Here is a 24,510-nt window from a genome sequence, read left to right as displayed (position 1 = left end):
GTCAGCGCGTCGACGAGCGAGTTGCCGGCCCGCGCCGATCGAGTTCCGATCACGCTCAGCCGGCCGCCACGCACACCGATCGCGTATGGCCGACGATGCCGCGCTGCTTCGCTTCGACCCGTGCCGCATGATCATGCATCGATCGCGGACCGCCCCGCGCGCCAAGGGCCCGAGGGTGGGCGCATCGCGGTGAGAATGTCGCGAGGCACGTCCACCCCGAACACCACCTCGGCGATTCGCTGGCGCTCACAAGGATCATCTCCGCGCTGCAGGCCAGTTCGGTGGCGCGACGCACAACAGGCAGGACGGACCGCGTCGCGCATGACCCACATGCCGCAACGCCGAGAATCGACGGCAAGGGGTGCAGTAGCCTCGGCTAGGGCACTCGTCCTGATCCATGGGTCGCCGCTGCTGCTCAAATGGGTGTTCACCCTCGTTTGGGATGAAGGATGGAGGAACGGCTGTGCTCCACGGAGCGGCCTCGGTTGAGGCGAAGAGTCTCACGGTCGGATCGGTGCTCGAGGAACGGTACCCGTTTGCCGTTCCCCGATACCAGCGCGCATACGCGTGGGAGGACGAAGCGGTAGGACACTTCGTCCGAGATATCGAGGCAGTGCTGAGCAAGCCCAGCGGATCGGTCAGCCATTTCTTCGGCGGAGTCGTTTGTATTGAGCTAACCGATAATCAAAAAGTGCGTCCGCATAGCTATGAAGTGGTGGATGGCCAGCAGCGCTTGGCGACATTCATGCTTGCGCTTTCATGCGTTGTTGAAATGGCGGCAGAGCTTGCGACAGATAGCAACCCGCCGAGTTTGCCTGACGCCAAAAGGGCGGACACTTTACGCGCGGACACCGCCGAAAAGTACGTGACTTGGAAGGAAGCCGATATTGCGGCCGGGGTGACTGAGGTTCGACCACGACTGATGCTTTCTCTCGCCGACGACGCCGTTTTCCAAGGTCTAATCATGCCAGGGTTGGCGGTCCCGAAGCCGTCGCGAGAGAGCCACCAGCTTTTGATAGACGCACGTACAGCCCTCTTGGATATGACTAGGCGGTTCATTGGGATCAAAGGTGCAGCGGGCGGGAGAGTGGATCGCCTACTGCGGCTTCGCCAAGCTCTCGTTCAGGATGCACACATAATCCACATCGTCTCGAAGGATCGTTCGCAGGCGTATCGCTTGTTCTCGGTCCTAAATCATCGAGGTGAGTCGCTCTCTGACGCCGACCTTCTCCGTAGTCGAAGCCTTGAGCTTCTGGACTCCTACGCCTCGCGCCGCGAGCAAGTGGCAAGGCTTTGGGACGAAATGCTTGCTTCGTCGGCGAAGAATGTCGAGGCGTTTTTCAAGGCGCTCTATCCTTCCTGGACTGGCGTACGCGCCAAGGGAGATCTGTTCGAGGCCATCGAGGAACAGTTCTTTCCCAAGATGCCGCCCAAGACGGCTGCGGAGGCCCAAAGTCTAGTTAAGACGATCGAGCTGTTCCGAGATGAACTGTCGATCTTTCTTAAGCTCGTTGCCGGCGACTGGCCTTACGATCGCCCGCCTGGAGTGCCTAATCAGGTACGAGCCTGGCAGGTTGATCGCCTGCGTCGCCTGATTCTTACCTTGAAGCATGAACTTGCACTACCAGTGCTTCTCGCGGGTGCGGTGTCGCTATCTGAGGGTGATTTTGCTGAACTAGTCTACATGCTGGAAGTGTTCGCCTTTCGCTACAAGAATGTTTGCAACGGACATGCGACTCGGCCAGCGAATCTTTACTACTCGGAAGCCTGCAAGATGCACACCGCGAGCCACGCTTCTTATACCCTAAACGCCTTCCGCATCGGCCTTCGAAAGTTGATAAACGATCATGCCGCCGATGCCCTGTTCGTGCAACTCTTAGGCGAGAACCTGCGATTCAACAACTCGAGCCAGCGGGCTAACATCAGGGAGTTTCTTACCACTATTGAGGATCATCGGCAGTGGTGGACCAAGACCGGTTCGACCAATCCAAAGGCCCGCCCTAAGCCAACGATGATTAAAGTCATAGATATAGCGGACGCAACCCTCGAGCACATTTATCCGCAAAGGGCCGAGCCGGCCGACAAGGACTCGGCATTGGAACCACTGAAGCATAACCTGGGTAATATTACGTTCTTTGGCCAGGCCGACAATGTCGCTGCAGCGAACAAGTCCTTCGCGGCGAAGCAAGCGGCCTATTATGCCATCAGCAGCATCGGCATGACATCGGATTTGGCCACCAAGGCAGCCTGGACCGAAGCGGACCTTAGTCAACGCGAGCAAGAGCTAGTAGCGATGGCTGTGCGGGTTTTCGTGGTTTAGTTGTCGTAGAGAATCACGGCTACATGTAGCAGCCCTTATCGTCTCTGACGCCTGTTCTAGGGCGAGCCGTTCGGCCCAGCTTGTCCTCGCCGGTAGCGACGAGGGCCTTGATGACTTCGGTTACGAGGATGACCAGGCGCCGAATCTCGGCTTCGGCTGCCAGGAATCGCTTGTGAGGAGGCGACGGCACGGTGTCCGCACCATTGGCGTAGTGGCTCGTCGTGGAGACGGTCGTAGCGGCGGCGCATCGCCACCAATACGCAGTAGGCTACTGGCTTCGATCGCTATCTTGGACCGCTCAGGGCGTTGAGCGAGTCGCTCGTCGGCCTTCCTCACGCACGCCGCACCGGACCGGCTCGAACCGATGCGGCATGAGGGGTTTTCGCGTCGCTGTCAGATCGTGGCGCTCACCGCCATGGGCCGAAGGCGAAAGCCCGGGTAGCGCGAGGAAGTTGGTACGGCATCGGACGTGCGATCGACGGATACCGTTGTCTGGTGCTGGATGAGACCCGTCGTGCGTTGAAGAATTATGACTGGCTGATGCGCAACCGCGCCCACACCGAGCTGGACTGGGATTCCGGCACGCTGCTCTGGGGTGACGGTGGGGTCAGCATCGACTTGGTGTCGGACCCTGGCCTCACCTCGGCTACAGCTGATGAGGTGGCGCCATCGAGACCGCGTACTTTGCCCACGGTCCAACCGGGACGTACCTCTGCGGAGCAGATTGTCGCCGAGGCGATGTGGGACAGCAACCTGCGCAGCGAGCGTGGTCGGCATGTCTGAGGTGAGTTCGGGGCTGCGGTCCCGTACGCGTACGCCGCGATCAGGGCATTGCAGGAGCACCACGTGCTGCCGACGCCGGCGCCCCGCAATGTTGTCCGGTACAACCGGCGTCTGCCGATGCCGCGCTTCGCCAACGAGGCCGAACTCGCCGAACGCGTCCTGGGCATCCTCAGCCCACACTTCGAGATCGAGACAGAGGTCGACGGCCGTCACTGCTCGGGACGCCAGCTGCGGATCGACGCCGTGCTGCGCCCTCGAGACCCCAGCGATTGGAAGGACGACAGGCCAGCGTTCGGGGTCGAGTTCAAACTGGCGAGCCAAGGCCCTTCCAGCACCGCCAAGTTCACCCAATGGGCGCGGCAGGCCGTCGACTACACGCACACCGACTGAAACGGATACGGCCCCCTGTACGTCTTCGCCTGCCCGTCACCGATCCCCACGGCTGGCGCCAGCGACGGCTGGCTGATGACGCACCTCCTCGGTCAGTTCGGCGTCGGCGAGCTCGTGCCACGCCACAACCAGGGCTGGACTCTCTCCATCCACGATCACCACCTGTGGAGCGAGCGTCAAGGCGTAGCAGCAGCGAAACGCTGGTCACTGCGACCCAAGGTCGGCGGAGGCCATCGGTAGGTCGGCCAGCGCCGCGCACCGACGGCAACAGGCCCATCCCTTCCTCGACGCAGGAGCAAGCATGACCACAGCGTCCGACCTTCTCGTTGTCGGCTACGACCTGGACACCGGCAGGGAAGTCCACATCGACGACGAGCCACTGCCGGTATGGCATGCCAAGAGCCACCGACGCGGTGACAGCACCCTGATCTGCCACCACTGCTACCTCGGCGACCAGACCCCGACCGGCACCATCGTCCCGCTCGTCGTCCGCGGACGCCACGAAGGCGCCCGCCGCGCGCACTTCGCCCATCCACCTGGCATGGCACCGACCCACGGGCACAGCCCCGAGACCATCTGGCACAGCGCCGGCAAACACCTCATCGCCCACTGGGCGGCCACCATGCCCGATGTCCAGACCGTCGACATCGAGGAATGGCTCCTCGACGGCCGCCGCCGCGCCGACGTCATGGTGACCTTCGCCGGCGATACTCAACTCGCCGTCGAGCTCCAAAGCCAACTGCTCCCCGACCCGGACTGGCTGACCCGCCATCAAACCTATGCCGACGGCGGCATTACCGACGTGTGGCTGTGGCGTCCGGGACTTCGGCAACTCCCACGGATCATGCTCAGCAACGGGCTGCCGATTTGGAAACTTGACGTCGAGCCGGCGCACCTGGCAATCGGGTACGGAGCACCCCACGAGGTGGGCCACGACTGGTACCTCGCCGAGAACCCCGCCGTCTACGACTGGCACCATCCACCCTGCCCACGCGACCGTATCGAATTCGCATCCCGGCCACTCACCCACTTCCGCCTCACCGCGGCCGGCATCCAACTCCCGCCGGACGTTACGGAACTCCTCGACAACGAACGCGACCAACGCCGCGCCGCCGCGGCGGAGGAAGCCGCACAGCGAAACACGCCCAGTTCAAGCCCATAACCCCGACAGACGCCAGAGACCCCAGCCGCTGTGGTTTCTCGCTGGTTGCTCGGATGTTCACCAAGCTGGACGGACGCACGCGGACAGAAAAGGAAAAGCCCCCGAGGTGCCACCTCGGGGGCTTGCTACGCAGCGTCAACAGCGCCAGGACCAGTACGGATGCACCGGGACGGTCATCGACTCGACACGGATGATACTCCGTTACCGTCTGAACTATTTAAATATGTAAAATTCGGACTTTTAATCCGCAGGTTCAGAGTCTGAGTCCTGGCGGCCCGACGACTGCAAGCGCGGCGATTTTCAGCTGGCGGGTGCGTTGCTGCTGGCCTACGTGCTCCGGATTTGATCGGCGTAGCGCGATCTGGCAGCGGCAGGGCCTGTGCCGTTCAGCACGGCGACAATTCAGGGGTCGGGTGCAAGCGCGGGTGGGCCACCCATTGGCAGTCAGCGCTCGTCGGCCTTGGTCGTCGTATCCGCCGGTTGGCTGTGGTCATTTGGACGGCGATGGCCGTTGCTCGCCGTGGTGGATTTGGATACACCGACGCGGCCGAGCACCCGCTGGGAACGCAAATGGCCAGGGCCATAGACGAAAGAACTCCGACTGGATGTAATCCCAGCTCGGCACCATCCTTCCCGTCGCGGCACCCGCCCTGGCCGCATTGGCCGCGCCGGTGGGCGGCGGCGAGCTCGTGTTCCAGGCCGAGGCAGCCGCGGGCGACCTGACCCAGAACGACCTGTACGTGATCCGGCCGGACGGCTCGCACCTGCGCCGGCTGACGACGACACCGGACCGGCACGAGTTCGGTCCGACGTGGAACGCCGCCGGGACGCAGGTCGCGTTCTGGCACACCCCGGCACCGTTCGGTCCGGGCGCCGTCTGGACGATGCGCGCTGACGGCACCGACCAGCGGCAACTCACCCACGGCGTCGACGCCCGCGACCAGGTCTGGGACCCCACCGGCACCCGGATCGCGTTCACCCTCGTCGGCCCGGACGGGTTCCACCTGGCGACGATGCGCGCCGCGGACGGCGGGGACCTGCGGGTGCTCACGTCCGGCCCAGACCTGGACTTCGAGCCGGCGTGGTCACCGGACGGGACCCGGTTGGCGTTCACCCGTGGGTCGGAGCAGGGCGACGTCGGCGACGTGTACCTGCTGGACCTGCGTACCGGCGCGGTGCGGCAGGTGACGGCCTCCCCCGACTACGACCACCAGGCGGCGTGGTCACCGGACGGTCGCCGGCTCGTCTTCGAACGGGACGTGTTTACCGCGTCGTCGGTGTGGACGGGTGACCCGGACGGCACACACCTACGGCAGGTGACGTCCGGACCGTACTTCGACACCGGCCCGACGTTCTCCCCCGACGGCCGGCGGATCGCGTTCGGCAGCAACCGCACCGGCACGTTCCTCGACGACCTCTGGGTCGTCAACGCCGACAGCACCGGCCTGCGGCTGATCCGGCACCTGCCGGACAGCGAGAGCTTCCCCGACTGGACCTGACCGCCGCGCCCCATCCTGCACGACACGCAGGTCCCCCGCAATGAAGGTCGGTCAGCGAGGCACTGTGACCGCGAAGCCCCAAGAGAGTCCGTTCAGGCGAGCGCATGACTGGATCTTCGGTGGTATCGTCCGCGCAGCGGTGACTGAAGGCCTTTCCCTTTCTGTGCTCTCTTGCTGACACCTGAGAAACACCGCCGAGGTCCCCGGTTCGCCGGGGGCCTCCTCATTCGTGCCCATGGTCGGATGAAGAGCACCGGGACATGGTCGGGCGCGATACCGGCCTCCGGCGCGGGCTGCCCTGTTCCACCGGACCGGTGCCGACGACCCCGACCAGGAATCGGCGGCGGACCCGCTGCCCATCGCCGTCACGCTCCAGCGGGACGCGCACGCCAGAGCGTCGTCGCACGAACTCGCCGCCCGGTTCGTGATCGCACCCTCCGCCGCACTCGATGAGACCGACAAAACACCATCATCCGGGTGCTGCTCAAGTAGCACGGCGCACGCATCGGCTCGCTGAAGCCGTCGCTCCACACCGAACGGTGGGCGCGCGGCCACCGACCCTCGTGCTCCGAATGTGTTCCGAATGTGATCGGAGGTAGCGCGATCTAGCAGTACAGCCCTGTGGCGAGATGGGCGGGCGCGTCGTCTCGACGGCCCGCCGGTCACTGGCTGCGATCGAGTTTTGTGGCCGGCAAGGAGCGGGGCCGGGCCGGCTCCGCGGTCAGCGCCGTCGTCCTCGCTGCTTGTAGCCACCGGTCGCCTGTTGGTCCCCTAGACGGCGGGGGCCGTAGCTCATCGTGGTGGATTTGGACGCACGGACGCGGACGAGCACCCACCGAGCACCCATCCGGGCGGGGCTGGACACGGAAAAGGCTCCGGCTGGGCATAAGCCCAGCTCAGAGCCTTGATCGTTGGTACGCCGCGTAGGACTTGAACCTACAACCCGCAGATTAAGAGTCTGCTGCTCTGCCAGTTGAGCTAGCGGCGCCTGGCTGAACGGAGGAAACTCTAGCATGCCCTTGCCGGGCCCCAAAAACGAGATACCCCCCGTCCGGCCTGTGCGGTGCGTTACTCCTCGTCGTCCTCCCAGAAGAAGTCCGTCGGTGTGGGTTGCTCCGGCTCCTGGTCCATCAGGTCCGTGTCGGGGCCGATCAGGTCCTCGAGTTCGTCGTCCGGCTGTTCCCAGGTCACCGGCATCTCGGTCATGGCACTAACCCCCTGAAGTGCTACCGAAGGGAATCCAACGGGCCGCGAGCTACCCGGTGCTGGCGGTCCTAACCGCGACGGGCCAGGTCGAGGCACGCAGGACGAGGGTGGTGGGCATGAGGAGCTCTTCGGGGGTCCAGTCACTGACGGTCATGGCGCGGCGGAGCATGCCGGCGGCGAGGACGCCCTGTTCGAAGACGCGCTGGCGGACGGTGGTGAGGTCGAGCAGGGCGCTGAGCTCGTGGTCGTCGAAGCCGATGACGGAGACGTGCCGGCCGGTGCGGCGAAGGGCGGAAAGGGCGCCGAAGGCGAGTTCGTCGGATTCGGCGAAGACGGCGGTGGGTGGGTCGGGGAGGGTGAGGAGGCGGCGCATGGCCTGTTCGCCGCCGTCGAGGCCGTGCGGGACCGACATGACCAGTTCGTCGCAGACGGGCAGGCCGGCGGAGGTGAGGGTGTCGAGGTAGGCGCGCCGGCGTTCGTGCGCGACGGGTAGGAACATCGCCTGGTCGGCGTACGTGGAGATCATCCCGATCCGGCGGTGGCCGAGGCCGAGGAGGTGCTGGATGGCAGAGGTGGCCGCTGCCACGTCGTCGATGCGGACGCAGCCGGCGCCGGGGACGTCGTGGCCGACGGCGACGATCGGGACGCCGAGGCTGCGCAGGTCGGCGGTCTCGGGGTCGGTGAACTGCATGGCGACGACGAGGACGGCGTCGACGCGGCGGCGCAGGGGGAGCTGGCCGAAGAAGCGTTGCCGGGCGGCGACGTCACCGATGTTGTACAGCAGCAGGTCCAGGCCGTGTTCGCGCAGCACGGACTCGGCGCCGGCGACGATCTGGCCGAAGAACCAGCGGGCGGCGTACGGGACGATCACCCCGACGGTGTGGGTGCGGCCGCTGGCGAGGCGGGAGGCGATCGGAGACACGACGTACGACAGCGACGCCGCGGCCTGCAGCACGCGGTCGCGCGTCTCGTCGGAGACGTTGGGCAGCCCTCGGAGGGTGCGTGACACGGTGGCGGTGGAGACCCCCGCCAGCCGGGCCACGTCTTCCATGCTCACGGGCACGGGAACGTCGGCCACACGGGGAGGCTAGCAACACTCTGCGCAACAGCAATATGTCCACCGTGTTGCTAACTCGTTATCGATCAATCCTGCCGAAGGGCTCGACAAACCGACCTTGCAAACGCTTACATCCGAGGGACACAGCACACCGGTACGTGGGCGGAGCTGTTCGCCCGGACCGGGTCTAGCCAAAGGAGGCTAACCATGGCTGTCCTCTCGAGGCGGCGTCGGGCGTTCGCGCTCGCCGGTGTGGCCGCGCTGGCACTCGCCGCCGCCGCTTGCGGTGACAGTGGCAGTGACACCGGCTCAACCAGCGCCGACAAACCCGAGTGCGCGCCTTACGCGCAATACAAGGTCGACAAGAAGAAGACCGTCTCGATCTACGCGACGATCCGTGATGCTGAAGCTGACAAGCTGACCTCCTCGTGGAAGCAGTTCGAGGAGTGCACCAACATCAAGATCGAATACGAGGGGTCCGGCGAGTTCGAGACCCAGATCAAGGTGCGTGCCGACGGAGGTCAGCCGCCGGACATCGCGGTCTTCCCGCAGCCCGGCCTGCTCGCCTCGTTCGCCACGAAGGGCCAGCTCAAGGAGCTGCCCGCGCCGGTGAAGGCCAACCTCGACAAGAACTGGTCGAAGGACTGGGCCAAGTACGCCACCGTCAACGGCAAGATCTACGGCGTGCCGCTGGGCGCGAACGTGAAGTCGCTGGTGTGGTACTCGCCGCAGCTGTTCAAGGAGAAGGGCTACAAGGTCCCCACCACCTGGGACGAGATGATCAAGCTCTCCGACGACATCGCGGCGACGGGCATCAAGGCGTGGTGCGCGGGCATCGAGTCCGGTGACGCGACCGGCTGGCCGGCCACCGACTGGATCGAGGACATCGTCCTGCGCGACCAGGGTCCGGACGTGTACGACCAGTGGGTCAACCACACGATCCCGTTCAACGACCCCCGCATCGTGTCGGCCGCCGAGCGGACCGCGTCGATCCTGAAGAACCCCAAGTACGTCGGTAACCCGAAGACGATCGTGACCACCTCCTTCCAGGAGGGTGGCCTGCCGGTCAAGGACAAGAAGTGCGGTCTGCACCGCCAGGCCAACTTCTACTCCAACCAGTGGGCGAAGGGCACGAACGTGGCCGAGGACGGCGACGTGTTCGCGTTCTACTTCCCGGCCGTGGACCCCGCCAAGGGCAAGCCGGTCCTGGTCGCCGGCGAGTTCGTCTCCGCGTTCTCGGACCGCGACGAGGTCGTCAAGGTGCAGACCTACCTCGCCTCCGCCGAGTGGGCCAACAGCAAGGCCAAGCTCGGTGACTGGATCTCGGCGAACAAGAACCTGGACGTCAGCCTGGTCACCGGCTCCATCGACAAGCTCTCGGTGAAGATCCTGCAGGACCCGGCCACCGTGGCCCGGTTCGACGGCTCCGACCTGATGCCCGCGGCCGTCGGCTCGAAGTCCTTCTGGACCGGTATGACCGACTGGATCAACGGCACCAAGGACACCAAGGCGACGCTGGACTACATCGAAAGCACCTGGCCCAAGTAAGCAGCTGAAGGTCCGGCTCCGGCGCCAGAGCACCACGGCGTCGGAGCCGGCCGGTCGGAGGACACCCCCATGGACTATGACTTCTCCGAAGACGTCGCGAAGATCTGGCCGGCTCTGCTGTTCATCGGCGGTTTCGTCGCCGTGGTCGGCGGCCTTCTGTTCGTGCTCGACATCCTGCCCCGGTGGGGGAAGGGCAAGGAACGCCTGCATATGTTCGGCTTCCTCGGCCCGGCGCTCATCCTGCTCGCGATCGGCCTGGTCTACCCGCTGGTCCGCACGGTGACGCTGTCGTTCTACAACAACACCCGCGGCAAGTTCGTGGGGTTGGACAACTACACCTGGATCGTCACCAACGACGACACGCTCATCATGCTGCGCAACACCCTGTTCTGGGTGGTGTGCGTGCCGTTGCTGGCCACGGCGTTCGGCCTGATCTACGCGGTGCTGGTCGACAAGGCCCGCGGCGAGGGCATCGCCAAGTCGCTCATCTTCATGCCGATGGCGATCTCGCTGGTCGGCGCCACCATCATCTGGAAGTTCATCTACGCGTTCCGTGAGGCGGACCAGGAGCAGATCGGTCTGCTGAACCAGATCCTGGTCTGGCTGGGCATGGAACCGCAGCAGTTCCTCACCAGCTCGCCGAGCAACACGTTCTACATGATCGTCATGATGATCTGGATCCAGGCCGGCTTCGCGATGGTCATCCTGTCCGCCGCGATCAAGGCGATCCCCGCCGAGATCGTCGAGGCCGCCCGGCTCGACGGCGCCACCCCGTGGCAGATGTTCTGGCGGGTCACGATGCCGAGCATCCGGCCGGCGGTCGTGGTGGTCACCATCACCATCACCATCGCCACGCTGAAGGTCTTCGACATCGTCCGGACGTCGACCAACGGCAACTTCAAGAGCAGCGTGCTCGCCTTCGAGATGTACAACCAGGCGTTCCGGCTGAGTGACGACCCCAACGGTGAGGGCCGCGGCGCCGCGCTCGCCGTCGTGCTGTTCCTGCTCGTCGTGCCGGTCGTCGTGTACCAGGCCCGGCAGCTGCGGAAGCGAGCGGAGATCCGATGAGCAACGTTTCCCTCGAAAAGGGCCAAGACGACAACGCACCCGCGGCCGGCCCGCGCTACAAGAGCGGCGAGGTCCCCGCGAACACGATGGCCGGCCGGGTCCGGCGCAAGCTCACCTCGCGCACGGCCAGCGTCGTGTCGATCATCATCGCGATCCTCTGGACGATCCCGACGTTCGGCCTGTTCGTCTCGTCGCTGCGCCCCGAGAACGACATCAAGACCACGGGCTGGTGGAAGTTCTTCACCAATCCCAGCCTTACCCTGGACAACTACAACGAGGTCGTGTTCGGCACCTCGGCGACCTCGGGCCGGCTGGCGAGCTACTTCGTCAACTCGCTGACCATCACCGTGCCGGCCGTGGTGTTCTCGGTCACCCTGGCGGCGATGGCCGCGTACGCGCTGTCCTGGCTCAACTTCCGTGGCCGGGACTGGATCTTCATCGGCGTGTTCACGCTGCAGATCGTGCCGCTGCAGATGGCGCTCATCCCGCTGCTGCAGATCCTGGGTGACTACACCGAGTGGGGCGGCGGTTTCTTCGCCGTGTGGTTCGCACACACCTGCTTCGGCCTGCCGCTCGGCGTGTTCCTGCTGCACAACTTCATGTCCGAGCTGCCGAAGGACCTGTTCGAGGCGGCCCGGGTCGACGGCGCGGGACCGGCGATGACGTTCCGGCGGATCGTCCTGCCGCTCATCACGCCGGCCCTCGCATCCCTGACGATCTTCCAGTTCCTGTGGATCTGGAATGATCTTCTGGTGGCGCTGGTGTTCACCTCCGGTCCGGACACCCGCCCGCTGACGGTCCGGCTGGCCGAACTGGCCGGCACCCGGGGCAACGACTGGCAGCGGCTGACCTCCGGGGCGTTCGTCTCGATGGTCATCCCGATCATCGTGTTCCTGTCACTGCAGAGATATTTCGTTCGCGGCCTGCTGGCCGGTGGAGTCAAGGGGTGAGTTCGCTGGTCTGGTGGCGTGATGCCGTGATCTATCAGGTGTACCCACGCTCGTTCGCGGACGCGGACGGTGACGGTATGGGGGACCTGCGCGGCATCACGTCGCGCCTTGACCACCTCGCCGAGCTGGGCGTCGACGCGCTGTGGATGTCGCCGTTCTACCCCTCGCCGCAGCACGACGCGGGGTACGACGTCGCCGACTACCGTGACGTCGACCCCCGGTTCGGCACCCTGGACGACTTCGACGCGCTGGTCACCGCGGCGAAGGCCCGCAACCTGCGGGTCGTCGTCGACCTGGTGCCCAACCACACCTCCAGCGACCACGCCTGGTTCCTCGAAGCGATCAAGGCGGGACCGGGCAGCAGCGAACGGGAGCGGTACCACTTCCGCAAGGGCCTGGGTCCCGACGGCGAACTGCCGCCCAACGGCTGGCAGAGCGTCTTCGGCGGCCCCGCCTGGACCCGCGTCCCGGACGGCGAGTGGTATCTGCACCTGTTCGACAGCAGCCAGCCCGACCTCAACTGGGACCTGCCCGAGGTCCGGCAGATGTTCATCGACGTGCTGCGGTTCTGGTTGGACCGGGGCGTCGACGGCTTCCGGGTCGACGTCGCGCACGGCCTCATCAAGGAGAGCGGCCTGCCCGACTGGACCGAGGCGCAGGTGCCGATCACCAGCCCGGGCGCGGAGCACCGAACCCCGCCGATGTGGGACCAGGACGGCGTCCACGACATCTACCGCGAGTGGCGGCGGGTCCTGGACTCCTACGAGGGCGACCGGATGATGGTCGGCGAGGCGTGGGTGTCGCCGGCCGAGCGGATGGCCCGCTACATCCGCCCCGACGAGATGCACCAGGCGTTCAACTTCAGCTACCTGATGGCCCCGTGGACCGCCACCGACCAGCGTGCGGCGATCATCGAGTCGATCGAGGGCGTCGCGCCGGTCGGTGCCGTGTGCACGTGGGTGCTGTCCAACCACGACGTCGTGCGGCACGCGTCCCGCCTCGGCTACGAACCCGGCTACAGCACCCAGGGCGGCATCGGCGTCGACGACCCGCAGCCGGACGAGGCGCTCGGCCTGCGCCGGGCCCGGGCCGCCACGATGCTGATGCTGTCGCTGCCCGGCTCCGCCTACCTCTACCAGGGGGAGGAGCTCGGCCTGCCGGAGCACACCACGCTGCCCGACGACGAGCGGCAGGATCCGACCTGGTTCCGGTCCAAGCATGAGGTACGGGGCCGCGACGGCTGCCGCGTGCCGGTGCCGTGGGAGGCCGCCGCACCGTCGTTCGGCTTCGGGCCGAGTCAGCCGGGCGTGTCCGCGTCGTGGCTCCCGCAGCCCGCCGACTGGGGACGCTTCGCCGCCGACGCCGAGCGCGGCGTGCCCGGCTCGACCCTGTCGCTCTACACCGAGGCGCTGCGCCTGCGCCGGACCCACCAGCTGGGCCGCGGCGTCCTGCAGTGGGGGACCGGCGAAGGTGAGGAGCTGGTCGACTTCCGCAACGGCGGGATCCGGGTGATCACCAACTTCGGTCGGGTGCCCGCGCCGCTGCCGCCGGGGGAGGTGCTGCTCGCCAGCGGAGACCTCGCCGCCGACGGCAGTCTGCCGCCCGACACGACCGCCTGGATCAGAGCATGACGGGCGTGACAGCACCCGTTACCTTGACGGAATGACCGCCCTTTTCGCATACGTCGTCAGCTACCTCAACCCCTCGGTGCTCGAGTTCAGCGGCGAGGTGGCGAAGAAGAAGCCGAAGGTGGGCGGCAGCAGCGGCCTTATCGGCGGCTGCTGCTGCGCCATCGTGGTGATCGTGGCCGTCGTGATCGCGGTCATCGTCATCCGCCGGCGGCGACCGAGCGCATAACGCGCAAGTGTTCACGTGGTGGGGTTCCCCGGCCGATGAGACGGTTGCGATCCGTCGGGAAGGGAACCCTGCTGCCATGGCCCGAGTGCTGCTCGTCGACGACGACGCGGACATCCGCGAGACCACTGCGATCAGGCTGCAGATCGGCGGCCACCACGTGATCACGGCCGCGACGCCGCAGGAGGCGCTCGACGTCGCCGCCGGTCAGCCGCACTTCGACGTGGCCGTGCTGGACCTGCACCTGCCCAGGGTCGACGGCGACGAGCTGCTCGACCTCTTCCGCGGCCACCAGGCGACCGCGGACGTGCCCGTGGTGTTCTACAGCGCGAACGCGCCGCACGCCACCTCCGTGCACGGGCTGTCCCTGGCCGACACGAAACTCACCTGCGGCCGTCCCCTCAACAGCCTCCTCGCCACCATCAACTGCCTCTCGCACTGAGGGGAGCGCGCAACCGCACGGCAACCCGCGGTGAACCGGGGACGCACCACCGGCTCCCGAACATTGGTGACACACGACGTCACCACTTCGGGAGGCCAGCCAGATGCGAAGCACCCTGCGCGCCACGTTCGTCGCCGCCGCGGCGGCCGCCGGACTGGTGGCCGCCGGCTCTCCGGCTCTGGCCGCTCCCGCGGAAGGGCAGATCCGTGACGCGGGCAAGCCCGGCGCGATCCGCGACCGGTACATCGTCGTGCTCAAGGACACGGTGTCGGCGAGCGACACCGCCAGCAGCGCGAGTCGGCTCGCCGACCGCTTCGGCGGGCAGGTGCGGCGCTCGTTCGGCAGCACGCTGAAGGGCTTCTCGGCGCAGCTGACCGAGCGCGGCGCCAAGCGGCTCGCCGCGAACCCGCTCGTCGACTACGTCCAGCAGGACCGCACCGTCGCGCTCGCCGCCAGTCAGGCCGGCGCGCCGTGGGGCCTGGACCGCATCGACCAGGCCGGCCGCCCCTCGACGGCACCTACACCTACCAGGGCACCGGCGCCAACGTCACCGCGTACGTGGTGGACACCGGGGTACGCCTGACGCACAGCGAGTTCGGCGGCCGGGCCCGGTCCGGCTACGACTTCGTGGACAACGACGCCGACGCCAGCGACTGCCACGGCCACGGCACCCACGTCGCCGGCACCGTCGGCGGCAGCACCTACGGCGTCGCGAAGTCCGTGAACATCGTCAGCGTCCGGGTCCTGGACTGCGAGGGCTCCGGCTCCTACTCCGGCATCATCGCCGGGATCGACTGGGTGACCGCGAACGCGCAGAAGCCGGCGGTCGTCAACATGAGCCTCGGCGGCGCCGCCAGCCCGGCGCTGGACCAGGCGGTCCGCAACTCGATCGCCTCCGGTGTCACCTACGCCCTCGCGGCCGGCAACGAGAACGTCGACGCCTGCACCATCTCCCCGGCCCGCACGCCGGAGGCCATCACCGTCGGTGCGACCGACGTGAACGACAACCGGGCGTCGTTCTCCAACTACGGCAACTGCGTCGACGTGTTCGCCCCCGGCGTCGCGATCACCTCGGCCAGCAACAGCCGCGATGCCGGTTCCGCGATCATGAGTGGTACGTCCATGGCCTCCCCGCACGTCGCCGGCGTCGCGGCGCTGTACCTGTCGGCGTACCCGTTGGCGACCCCGGCGCAGGTGCAGAGCGCGCTGCTGTCCACGGCGGTGCCGAACGTCGTCGGCAACCCCGGCGCCGGCTCGCCGAACCGGCTGCTGTCGACCGCCGCGACGACCGGGACGGTGCCGGCCAGCCAGCCCGTCAGCCAGCCGGTCGCGGTCGTCGCCACGCCCGCCCCGGCGGCGACGCCGTGCAACGTGCGCACCAACGCCGCCGACGCCGCGATCCGCGACCGCGGCACCGTCACCACCAGCGTCGTGGTCAGCGGCTGCGCCGGGAAGGCGTCGTCGAAGGCCCGCGTCGAGGTCCACGTGGTGCACGCCAAGAAGGGCGACCTGGTGGTCGAGCTGATCGCGCCGAACGGCTCGGTCAAGCGGCTCAAGGCCGCGAGCACCAAGGACAAGGCGAAGAACCTCAACGCCGCCTACACGGTGAACCTGAGCAGCCGCCTGAAGAACGGCACCTGGAAGCTGCGGGTGCGCGACTCGTACAAGGGCAACACCGGCTACCTGGACAGCTGGACCCTGACGGTCTGACGCCCGCCCCACGACCCGGCCGCACCGGTTTCGCCAAGGATGGCGGGCCGGTGCGGCCGCATGTCCGGGTCGCTGAGGGCCTAGACCACGGTTGCGCGGCGCTCGACCGTCTCGACGAGGCGCTGCGCGACCGTGGACAGCGGCAGTCCGAGCCGGTTCGCGGTGCTGCGGAGGACCTCGAGCGCCGTGTCCGAGGAGCAGGCCCGCTGCACCATCATGATGCCGATGGCGCGGTTGACCGTCTCGCCGTCGGCCAGGGCCTCGGTGAGTTCCGCGTGCAGATCCGCCTGCCGGCCCCGGTCGAGCACCGCGGCGAGCAGCAGCCCGGCGTGCTCGGCGATGAGCATCGCCGTCAGGCCCGCGTCGGGGGTGAAGCGTCCGGGCTGCGCCGCGTAGACCGTCAACGCGCCGATGACCTGCTCGTCGATGTCGACGGGGACGGTGAGCACGCCGTGCACGCCGGCCAGGATGGCGTGCTCGCGCCAGCCCGGCCAGCGGTCGTCCGACGACAGGTCGTCGCTGACGATGAGGTCCCTGGTGCGGATCGCCTCCATCGACGGGCCGGTGCCGCTGTGGTACTGGCTGTCGTGCAGCGTCGCCGGCAGTTCGGGTGATGCGGCGGCGGTCGACGGTCCGCCCGCCCGCACCAGGGTTACCGCGCACCACGACGCGCCGTCCACCAGGTCGGCAGCGGTCTCGACGAGGTCCTCCAGGGCCTCGTCGAGGTCGTCGCTGGCGATCAGGCGGGCGGTGAGCTGGCGTAGCACAGCGGCGATCTCCACCGTGTGGAGGTCCGTCACAATTCCCCCTTCAGGCACGCCGGCATCGGCGCCGGCGGTGCACCGGGGGCCTCCTACCCGGCGGCCCTCGATCTCAACCGTCGAGTTCAACCATCGAGTAGTGCCCTTCGCAGCCCCTCGAGGGTCCGCGACAGCAACCGTGACACGTGCATCTGCGAGATGCCCAGGTCGGCGGCGATCTGCGCCTGGGTGCGGTTGCCGTAGAACCGCAGGGACAGGATCCGCCGCTCCCGCTCCGGCAGCCGCGCGATCAGCGGCTTGACCGCCTGGCGGAACTCGACGCCGTCGATGTCCCGGTCGTCGTCGCCGAGCACGTCGGCGAGGGTGCCCGCGTCGTCGTCCCCGCCGAGCGGCGCGAACAGCGACACCGGCCGGTACGCCGAGGACGCCACGAGGGCCTCCAGGATCTGGTCCTCGGCGACGCCCAGGTGATCGGCGACGTCGCGCGGCGTGGGGGAGCGCCCCAGCCGCTGCCCGAGCGTGTCCCGCACCCGGTTGATCTCGATCCGCAGCTCCTGGAGCCGCCGGGGCACGTGCACCCCCCAGCCCTTGTCCCGGAAGTACCGCTTGAGCTCCCCGACGATCGTCGGCGTCGCGTACCCGCCGAAATCGGTGCCGTAGTCGGGGTCGAAGCCGTCGATGGCCTTCATCAACCCCAGCGCGGCGACCTGGCTGAGGTCGGCGGGAGACTCGCCCATCCCGTGGAACCGGCGGGCCAGCCGGTCCGCCAGGGGCAGGCTGTGTTCGATCGCCCGCTGCCGCAACGCACCCCGCCGGGCGTCCTTGACGTCCATCGTGGCGGCCTGGCGTAGCAGCTCGTTGACGGTCGTCCATTGGCTCGGCGGTTCGGATTCGTCCGGCACCGGCGGCGGAGCGCCGACTGGCGGATCGTCGTAGGCGCGCAGGCGTTTCGCCGCCCCGATGATCTCCAGGACGTCCAGCACCAGGTCGGACGCGCCTGGGGTGCGCAGCCCGCCACCTCGCTCCTGGGCCTCCAGCTGAGCCCGGAGCAGCGTGTCGGCGGCGGCGCAGTCGAGCAGCCGCAGCCGCGACAGGTCGACGGTCAGGTTGACCTGTCCGGCGTCGAGTCGCTGGTTGAGCTCGAGTCGCAGGTCGAGGCTCGCCGCATGGTCGAGCACTCCGGAAGGGCGCAGGATCTCCTCGTCCCCTTGGCGCCAGGATTCCAGTGAAAGTGCCGAATCGAATCGGTCTTTGTATATGGGCATTGTCTCCATGGTGGAGACTCCCCCCTATCCCATCGCGTTGCGCAGCAAGCGATTCGCGGTTGAGCGTGCGGTCGTGGAACCGGGCGGAATTGCTTTCCCGGTCACTGTACGCACGGGGGAATTGCCAATGAATATGTGAAAGGGTGAGGTCGTGGGTGACCTTTACCCAGTGCGCAGGGTCGCCCAGACGACTTTTCCGTCGGGCACCGGTGTGCAACCCCACCGATGTGTGAGTGCCTCGATGACGAGCAGCCCGCGGCCGCTCTCGGCGAGGGTGTCACCGGACGCGCCGCGGACGGGGAGCGCCGGGCTGCCGTCGCGCACCGACAGGTGCAGCTGCCGGCGGCGCAGCCCGACCCGGACCTCCAGTTCGGTCCGCGCGTGCCGCACCCCGTTGCTGACGAGTTCGGTGACGATGAGCTCGGCGAGGTCGGCGACCTGGGCGACGCCCCACGACCGGCAGGCCCGGTCCACCAGGTGCCGCGCCGCCGCGGTCGCGTCGACCATCGGCTGCAGCCGCGCGCGCAGGCCCGGCGGTTCGCCGCCAGGCGTGTCGGCGCCACCGTGCGCGATCGCCGCGTCGGTGGTGGCGAAGAGGGGGATCTGCCGGGCGACCGCCATCCGGTCCAGCGCGGAACGCAGCGGCGCGGGGGCGGCCGCCATGCTCACCGCGCTGCCGGGCCAGGCCGCGGCGTGCTGGGCGAGGGAGGGGAGCACGGTCAGCGCCACGTCGTCGTGGGCCCGCAGCTCCGCGACGTCGAGCACGATGTGTGCCGGCTCGGTGGCGAGACATTCCAGGACGGTCGTGCGCAGCACCGGCGCGGTGCTCACGCCGAGACTCCCGGCGACGTGCACCACGGTCGCATCTCCGCGGACCTCGACGGTCGCGGCAAGACTCGCCCTCATGGGGTGACGCTCTACCCGCCCCCGGTGGGTTAAACCCTGGAGGCGGGCAGTGCGTCCAACGTGCCGGTCAGACCGGCGTGGGCACCTTCACGGCGCCCCAGGCCGCGGCGCAGATGTCGGTGACGTCCGCGTCGGTGACCGGGGTGAAATCGCTGTAGTACAGGCCGAGGGCGTGAAACTCCCGGGGGGAATGGATGTCGATGACCGCGTTGACGTCTCTGGCGAGCAGGTCCACCGACTCCGCCGCGCACACCGGCGCCGCGAACACGATGTGGGCCGGCTTGCCGGTCTGCAACGCCCTGATTACCGCGCGCGCGGTGACGCCGGTCGCGAGCCCGTCGTCGACGATGACGACCACCCGTCCGGTCACCTCCGCCGCCGGCCGCGACCCGCGGTAGCGCTCCTGCCGCCGCCGCAGCTCGACCCGCTCCCGCTGGACCGCGGGCGCGAGGTCGCTGATGGTCAACCCGACGCACGCGAGCGCGCTGCGGTCGAACACCGGTGGACCGTTCTCGGCGATCGCGCCGACACCCTGGTCGGACTGCCACGGCAGCCCGATCTTCCGGGCGATCATGAGGTCGAAGTCGGCTCGGATGGCCTCGGCCACCGCGAACCCGACGGGGACCCCACCCCTGGGCAGCGCGAGGACCAGCGGCGCGTGGGTCATGTCGAGCTGCCGCAGGTGTGCCGCGACCGCGGTGCCGAGCATGCGTCCCGCGGCCGTCCGGTCCGCGAACCGCTCCTCCTCAGGCGGCCACATGGCCGTAGGCTTCCACTCGGGCGACGCCTTCAGTACTGCAAGGGCCGGCCAACATGATCCGCATCAAGCGGACACCCCCTTCGATCGGCACGGTAGGGCCACCGCCACGTCGGGCCTTGTCCCCTGCTGGGTCGCTCTGCCGCGACCGCCGTGCCCGGTGCGAAGACTACGCCTGTTGAGCTGCGAAAACGTCCGCTTGGCGTACTTCTCCGGGGGTGAACGCCGACAGGTCGGAAATCCTGGCACCGGCTGATTCTGCAGTGACGCGCGGATACCCGACGGGCATGATGACCCCGTGGAGACGCCAGCGCAGCGGGACGCGGCCCTCGCCGTGTTCGACATCGACGGGGTGGTCGCCGACGTCCGGCACCGCCTCAAGTATCTCGACAAGCGCCCCAAGGACTGGGCCCGGTTCTTCGCCGCCGCCGACCGTGACCCCGTCCTGCCGGAGGGCGTCGAGCTGGCGCTGCGCAACGCCGCCGAGCACGTCCTGGTCTGGGTCACCGGCCGCCCCGAGCACCTGCGCCCGGCCACCGACGCGTGGCTGCGTCGCGCCGGACTGCCGGCGGAGCTGCTGTTCATGCGCCCGTCGACGGACCGCCGCCCCGCGAAGGACTACAAGGCGGGCCTGCTGTCCCGGCTCGCCCGCGAGTCGTCGATCGCGATCGTCGTCGACGACGACCCCGAGGTGGTGACGAAGCTGCGCAAGCTCGGCCACCCCGTCCAGCTGGCCGACTGGGTCCCGCACTCCTCGACCCTGCAGGCCGCCCAGGAGCGCGAGGGCCGCACCTAACCGGCAGCGGCGGCGGCGAGCTGGTCGCTGAGCAGGGCCTGCAACGCGTCGGCGGGCATCGGGCGGGCGAACAGGAAGCCCTGGGCGTAGCCGCAGTCCAGCTCGCGCAGGGCGGCGGCCTGCTCGTCGGTCTCGACGCCCTCGGCGACCGGCTGCAGGTACATGCTGCGGGCCAGCTCGACCACGGCGCGGAAGAGCGCCTTCTCCTGCCGGTCCGCGACCCGCGACACGAACGCCCGGTCGATCTTCAGCACGTCGATGGGGAGGGTGCGCAGGTACGCCAGCGACGAGTACCCGGTGCCGAAGTCGTCGATGGCGATCCGGATGCCGTGCGCGCGGAGCCGGGCCAGCCGGCGGCTGACCGCCTCGGTCTCCTCGACGGTCGCCGTCACCAGGACCGTCTCGGTGATCTCCAGGACGAGCGCGGCGCCGGGCAGGCCGGTGCGCCGGAGGGTGGCGAGGACGTCGTCGGCGAACTGCGGGTTGCGCAGCTGCCGGCCGGAGACGTTGACGGTGACGGAGATGCCGTGCGCGGCGTGCCAGGCACGCGCGTCGGTGCAGGCCCGTTCCAGGACCCAGGCGCCGAGCCGGCCGATCAGCCCGGTCTCCTCGGCGACGGGCACGAAGCGCACCGGCGACACCGGGGCACCCTCGGGTGTGGTGAAGCGCAGCAGCGCCTCCACCGCCTTGACGGCACCGGTGTGGACGTCGACGACCGGCTGGTAGTGCACGGCGAACCCGGACCCGCCGTCGACCGCGGCCCGCAACTGGTCGGCGAGGACGGCGTGCGCGACGTGGGCCGCGCGCAGCTGCGGGTCGTAGCGTTCGGCGCGGTTCCGGCCCGCTTCCTTGGCCGCGTACAGGGCCAGGTCGGCGCTCTGCAACGCCTCGCCGGTCGTCGCGGGCGCGCCGGAGTAGACCCCGACGCTGGCGGTGAGGCGCAGCTCGCGGCCGTCGACCAGGTAGGGCTCGGCGAGCGCGGCGACACACTGCGCGGCCAGGCCGTCCAGGCCGTCCAGGTCCGCGCAGACCACCGCGAACTCGTCGCCGCCGAGCCGGGCGAGCAGGTCGCCGGGCCCGGCGATGGTGCGCAGCCGGGCGGTCGCCTGCAGCAGCAGCGCGTCGCCGGCCGGGTGTCCGAGGGTGTCGTTGACGTCCTTGAACCCGTCGAGGTCCACGATGAGCAGCCCCACCCCGGGGCTCGCACCGGACGCCGTCCCGGCGATGTCGGCCTGCAGCCTGGTCCGGAACTCCTCCCGGTTGGCCAGCCCGGTCAGCCCGTCGTGCTGGGCCCGGAACGCGAGCTCCCGCTGCAGCGACGTCCGCTCCCGCAGCGCCCGGCCGAGGCGCAGCACCATCGCCACCATGAGCGCCGCGGTGAGGACGGTCGGCACGATGGCCCGCAACGGCGCGGCGACGCTGTGGTGCAGGCAGATGTCGGCGATGAGGACGGCCGGGCCGAGCAGGGCCAGGCCGATGAACCCGGCCACCGGGGTGGCGCTCTCGTCGGCGGTGCGGGGCCGCTCGCCGACGTCCCGGATGCCCGGGTGCAGGCAGGCCGCGGCGAGCAGGAAGCTCCAGGCGAGCCAGCCGATCGAGGTCACCGGGCTGGCGGCGGTGTCGTTGCTGCTCCAGACGTACATGATCACGTAGCCGGCGTCGGTGAGGACCATCGCCGCGACCGAGCCGAGCAGCAGCCCGGCGGCCACGCCGGGCCGGACCGCGAACGCGACGCGCAGCAGGATCGCCACGACCAGCAGGTCACAGCCGGCGAGGACGGTGATGCCGCCGGCCTCCATCCGGTCGAGCCCGGCCCGGGAGAGCATCGGCATCAGCACGAACGCCCACGCCAGCTGCGCCAGGCCGATCAGGGCGATGGCGGCGTCGAGCAGGCGCGCCGAGGACCACGGCCGCAGGTGCCTGGCCAGCAGCCACAGCGCGGCGCCGGTCAGCGGGTAGCAGACCAGGTAGGCGGCCTGCGCGTTCCTCGTCAGCCCGGGCGCGGCCACCTCGACCGCGGTCGACGCCGCCGAGACGCCGACGCCGACGACCAGCAGCCAGTAGGCGGCCGCGGGGCCCGGCCGATGCATGCGCAACCCGGCCACCGCCGCGCCGAGGCAGGCCAGTTGCACCACGACCCAGAACACGCCGAAGCTGTCCGGGGTCAGGGCGGCGGCCGCGACGGACGCCACGGCGGCGCACGACAGGAACCAGAGCCAGATCCTCACTTCCTCCATGAGGCGGGACCCGGGGTGCGGGCCGGTTGCGCTTCATGGTGCGAACCGGATCGACACCTGTCCGCCGTCCGGTTGAATGGCGGCCGAAGTTCGTTCTGCCCAAATTTTGGAGCCTATAGTCCATTTTGTGGGTACCGGCAGAGGCGGCGACCGCACGACCCGGCTGCTCCTGCTGGCCGCCGTGCTGCTGCTCGCGTCCGGGGTGACCGCGGGCGGCGTGACGGCCTGGGGCTGGTGGAGCCGGGTCCGCGCGGTCCACGCCGCGCAGGACCGGCTCGCCGCCGAGTGGGCAGGGGAGACCCCACGCTCCGGCGCCGGCGCGACCTCGGCGGCCGAAGCGGCGGGACGCCGGCCCGCGGCGCCGATGCGCCTTCCCGGCGCCGCCGAGGAGGCCGCCGGCACGGGTGCGCCCCCGGGCGGGCCGATCGCGCTGCTGCACGTACCGACGCTGCACTTGAAGCTCTTCGTCGTTGAGGGATCCGACCCGGCGGCGCTGATGCTCGGCCCCGGACGCATCCCCGGGACCGCGGCCCTCGGTGAGACCGGCAACACCGGCATCGCCGGACACCGCTATCCCGGCGTCTTCTGGGACCTCGACGGGCTCGAGGTCAGCGCGCCGGTCGTGGTGGAGACCCGGGACACCTGGCTGGTCTACCGGGTCGTCGACGCGAGCGTGGTCCAGCCGGAGCGCAACGAGGTCCTCGCCCCGCCGCCGCCCGGCGCCGGGCCGCTGCTCACGCTGGTCACCTGCGACCCGAAACTCAGCACCGAACGCCGGCTGATCCGGCAGGCCACCCTGGTCCGCCACGACCCCATCGACGGCCCGCGGCCGGTCGAACTCGGCTGACAGGTTCCGGCGGCAACCCTGCGTGACGGTTCGCTTACCGTAACACAACGAATCTCCTTGACCCGCCCCGCATCGTGCCGATTGTCCAGTGGTCGGTGCGCAGACCCGACGCGTGGTTTGTCCCGGTGAGGGCTGAAGGGAGCCTGGCCGTGAGCGACTTGGGTGACATCGTTCAGGAATTTCTCGTGGAGTCGCACGAGAACCTGGATCAGCTGGACCGGGACCTGGTGGCATTGGAGGCAGCGCCGGGGTCGCGGGAGCTGCTGTCGTCGATCTTCCGGACCATCCACACCATCAAGGGCACGTCGGGGTTCCTGGCGTTCAATCGCCTGGAGAAGGTGACGCACGTCGGTGAGTCGCTGTTGTCGCGGTTGCGCGACGGCGCGCAGGGGATGACGCCCTCGACGACGGACGCGTTGCTGCGGATGGTCGACACGGTCCGGGGGCTGCTGTCGGAGATCGAGGAGCACGGCCAGGAACTCGAGGGCGACGACACGGGCGTGATCGCGGCGGTCAACGCCTGCATCACCGAGGGGTCCGCGCCGGCCGCCGCGCGTGCGCCTGCTGCTCCCGTGCCCGCTGCTCCCGTGCCCGCTGCTCCCGTGCCCGCTGCTCCCGCGCCCGCCGCTCCCGCGCCTGCGCCCGCCGCGACGCCGGTCGTCGTCGAGGCCGCGGTGATCGATCCGACGCCGGTGGTCGAGGTCGTCGTGGTCGAGCCCGTCGTCGTCCAGGCCGCTCCCGACGCTCCCGCTCCCGCTCCCGCTCCCGCCCCCGCTCCTGCCGCGTCTGTTCCTGCTGCGCCGGCTGCCGCCGCGCCGCCGCCCCCTCCGCCGCCGGCCGCCGAGCCGCCCGCCGCAGCCGGCGAGGGTGGCGGAGGTGGCGAGGACATCGTCTCGAAGCGCAGCGTGGCGGATCAGTCGATCCGGGTGGATGTGGATCTGCTGGACAAGTT

Annotated in this window: 21 protein-coding genes, 1 tRNA gene and 1 pseudogene; 15 read left to right on the top strand and 8 right to left on the bottom strand. The window is 68.8% G+C overall.

The window, feature by feature from the left end; all coding sequences use genetic code 11:
- The first annotated feature begins 514 nt into the window (after window positions 1-514).
- The 5 genes from ACFPIJ_RS11885 to ACFPIJ_RS11865 all read left to right on the top strand — a co-directional run bounded on the left by ACFPIJ_RS11885 (window position 515) and on the right by ACFPIJ_RS11865 (window position 6,154).
- Window positions 515-2,320: a DUF262 domain-containing protein gene (locus tag ACFPIJ_RS11885; RefSeq protein ID WP_380114789.1), complete on the top strand. Its 1,806-nt coding sequence runs from the start codon at window positions 515-517 to the stop codon at window positions 2,318-2,320.
- A gap of 495 nt (window positions 2,321-2,815) precedes the next feature.
- Window positions 2,816-3,103 (top strand): hypothetical protein, encoded by a 288-nt coding sequence (locus ACFPIJ_RS11880; protein ID WP_380114788.1) that lies wholly within the window; start codon window positions 2,816-2,818, stop codon window positions 3,101-3,103.
- Window positions 3,104-3,166: 63 nt separating this feature from the next.
- The gene (locus tag ACFPIJ_RS11875) at window positions 3,167-3,493 is read left to right on the top strand and encodes a hypothetical protein (RefSeq protein WP_380114787.1); all 327 of its coding nucleotides are present in this window, start codon (window positions 3,167-3,169) and stop codon (window positions 3,491-3,493) included.
- A gap of 301 nt (window positions 3,494-3,794) precedes the next feature.
- Window positions 3,795-4,655, top strand: coding sequence for a competence protein CoiA family protein (locus ACFPIJ_RS11870; RefSeq protein WP_380114786.1), 861 nt, complete (start codon window positions 3,795-3,797; stop codon window positions 4,653-4,655).
- Between the two features lie 659 nt (window positions 4,656-5,314).
- A complete protein-coding gene (locus ACFPIJ_RS11865) occupies window positions 5,315-6,154 on the top strand; it encodes a TolB family protein (protein ID WP_380114785.1) in 840 nt (279 codons plus the stop codon).
- Between the two features lie 912 nt (window positions 6,155-7,066).
- Here the strand turns inward: ACFPIJ_RS11865 and ACFPIJ_RS11860 are convergent.
- The 3 genes from ACFPIJ_RS11860 to ACFPIJ_RS11850 form a co-directional block, all read right to left on the bottom strand.
- Window positions 7,067-7,142: transfer RNA gene (locus ACFPIJ_RS11860), tRNA-Lys, on the bottom strand.
- A gap of 80 nt (window positions 7,143-7,222) precedes the next feature.
- A complete protein-coding gene (locus ACFPIJ_RS11855) occupies window positions 7,223-7,360 on the bottom strand; it encodes a hypothetical protein (RefSeq protein WP_203853294.1) in 138 nt (45 codons plus the stop codon).
- Window positions 7,361-7,409: 49 nt separating this feature from the next.
- Window positions 7,410-8,438, bottom strand: a complete 1,029-nt coding sequence (locus ACFPIJ_RS11850) for a LacI family DNA-binding transcriptional regulator (protein ID WP_380114784.1) — start codon at window positions 8,436-8,438, stop codon at window positions 7,410-7,412.
- Window positions 8,439-8,624: 186 nt separating this feature from the next.
- On the opposite strand from ACFPIJ_RS11850, the gene ACFPIJ_RS11845 reads away from it, so the two are divergent.
- The 7 genes and pseudogenes from ACFPIJ_RS11845 to ACFPIJ_RS11815 all read left to right on the top strand — a co-directional run bounded on the left by ACFPIJ_RS11845 (window position 8,625) and on the right by ACFPIJ_RS11815 (window position 15,989).
- On the top strand, window positions 8,625-9,965 hold the full coding sequence (locus ACFPIJ_RS11845; protein WP_380114783.1) for an ABC transporter substrate-binding protein: 1,341 nt from the start codon (window positions 8,625-8,627) through the stop codon (window positions 9,963-9,965).
- A 69-nt stretch (window positions 9,966-10,034) separates the two neighbouring features.
- Window positions 10,035-11,033, top strand: coding sequence for a carbohydrate ABC transporter permease (locus tag ACFPIJ_RS11840; RefSeq protein ID WP_380114782.1), 999 nt, complete (start codon window positions 10,035-10,037; stop codon window positions 11,031-11,033).
- An 86-nt stretch (window positions 11,034-11,119) separates the two neighbouring features.
- Entirely contained in the window at window positions 11,120-11,983 is an 864-nt protein-coding gene (locus tag ACFPIJ_RS11835) for a carbohydrate ABC transporter permease (protein ID WP_239136891.1), read from the top strand.
- Window positions 11,980-13,614: a glycoside hydrolase family 13 protein gene (locus ACFPIJ_RS11830; RefSeq protein ID WP_380114781.1), complete on the top strand. Its 1,635-nt coding sequence runs from the start codon at window positions 11,980-11,982 to the stop codon at window positions 13,612-13,614. Before ACFPIJ_RS11835 ends, ACFPIJ_RS11830 begins: the two co-directional genes overlap by 4 nt.
- Window positions 13,615-13,645: 31 nt before the next feature.
- Window positions 13,646-13,840, top strand: a complete 195-nt coding sequence (locus ACFPIJ_RS11825) for a hypothetical protein (RefSeq protein WP_380114780.1) — start codon at window positions 13,646-13,648, stop codon at window positions 13,838-13,840.
- A gap of 76 nt (window positions 13,841-13,916) precedes the next feature.
- Entirely contained in the window at window positions 13,917-14,279 is a 363-nt protein-coding gene (locus tag ACFPIJ_RS11820; RefSeq protein WP_380114779.1) for a response regulator, read from the top strand.
- Between the two features lie 103 nt (window positions 14,280-14,382).
- Window positions 14,383-15,989, top strand: a pseudogene (locus ACFPIJ_RS11815) (S8 family peptidase).
- Window positions 15,990-16,069: 80 nt separating this feature from the next.
- On the opposite strand, the gene ACFPIJ_RS11810 reads toward ACFPIJ_RS11815, so the two are convergent.
- The 4 genes from ACFPIJ_RS11810 to ACFPIJ_RS11795 form a co-directional block, all read right to left on the bottom strand.
- Window positions 16,070-16,789, bottom strand: coding sequence for a GAF and ANTAR domain-containing protein (locus ACFPIJ_RS11810; RefSeq protein WP_380114778.1), 720 nt, complete (start codon window positions 16,787-16,789; stop codon window positions 16,070-16,072).
- Window positions 16,790-16,875: 86 nt separating this feature from the next.
- Window positions 16,876-17,928 carry a SigB/SigF/SigG family RNA polymerase sigma factor gene (locus tag ACFPIJ_RS11805; protein WP_380114777.1) on the bottom strand — a complete coding sequence of 351 codons (1,053 nt, stop codon included), beginning with the start codon at window positions 17,926-17,928 and terminating at the stop codon, window positions 16,876-16,878.
- Window positions 17,929-18,177: 249 nt separating this feature from the next.
- The gene (locus ACFPIJ_RS11800) at window positions 18,178-18,921 is read right to left on the bottom strand and encodes an ATP-binding protein (RefSeq protein ID WP_380114776.1); all 744 of its coding nucleotides are present in this window, start codon (window positions 18,919-18,921) and stop codon (window positions 18,178-18,180) included.
- A gap of 67 nt (window positions 18,922-18,988) precedes the next feature.
- The gene (locus ACFPIJ_RS11795; RefSeq protein WP_380114775.1) at window positions 18,989-19,681 is read right to left on the bottom strand and encodes a phosphoribosyltransferase; all 693 of its coding nucleotides are present in this window, start codon (window positions 19,679-19,681) and stop codon (window positions 18,989-18,991) included.
- Between the two features lie 295 nt (window positions 19,682-19,976).
- On the opposite strand from ACFPIJ_RS11795, the gene ACFPIJ_RS11790 reads away from it, so the two are divergent.
- A complete protein-coding gene (locus ACFPIJ_RS11790) occupies window positions 19,977-20,474 on the top strand; it encodes a phosphatase domain-containing protein (RefSeq protein ID WP_380114774.1) in 498 nt (165 codons plus the stop codon).
- Here ACFPIJ_RS11790 and ACFPIJ_RS11785 read toward each other — a convergent pair.
- A complete protein-coding gene (locus ACFPIJ_RS11785; protein WP_380114773.1) occupies window positions 20,471-22,711 on the bottom strand; it encodes a putative bifunctional diguanylate cyclase/phosphodiesterase in 2,241 nt (746 codons plus the stop codon). The genes ACFPIJ_RS11790 and ACFPIJ_RS11785 overlap by 4 nt on opposite strands.
- 127 nt (window positions 22,712-22,838) lie before the next feature.
- Here ACFPIJ_RS11785 and ACFPIJ_RS11780 point away from each other — a divergent pair, with 127 nt between their 5' ends.
- The gene (locus ACFPIJ_RS11780; protein ID WP_380114772.1) at window positions 22,839-23,558 is read left to right on the top strand and encodes a class E sortase; all 720 of its coding nucleotides are present in this window, start codon (window positions 22,839-22,841) and stop codon (window positions 23,556-23,558) included.
- 149 nt (window positions 23,559-23,707) lie between these two features.
- Window positions 23,708-24,510: Hpt domain-containing protein (locus ACFPIJ_RS11775; RefSeq protein ID WP_380114771.1), on the top strand; the 803-nt coding region annotated here is incomplete at its 3' end.

Source organism: Dactylosporangium cerinum (assembly GCF_042653625.1).
GTDB classification, from domain to species: domain Bacteria; phylum Actinomycetota; class Actinomycetes; order Mycobacteriales; family Micromonosporaceae; genus Dactylosporangium; species Dactylosporangium cerinum.
Note: the sequence above shows the minus strand (reverse complement) of the source record. Positions and strands in the feature narration are given on the sequence as shown.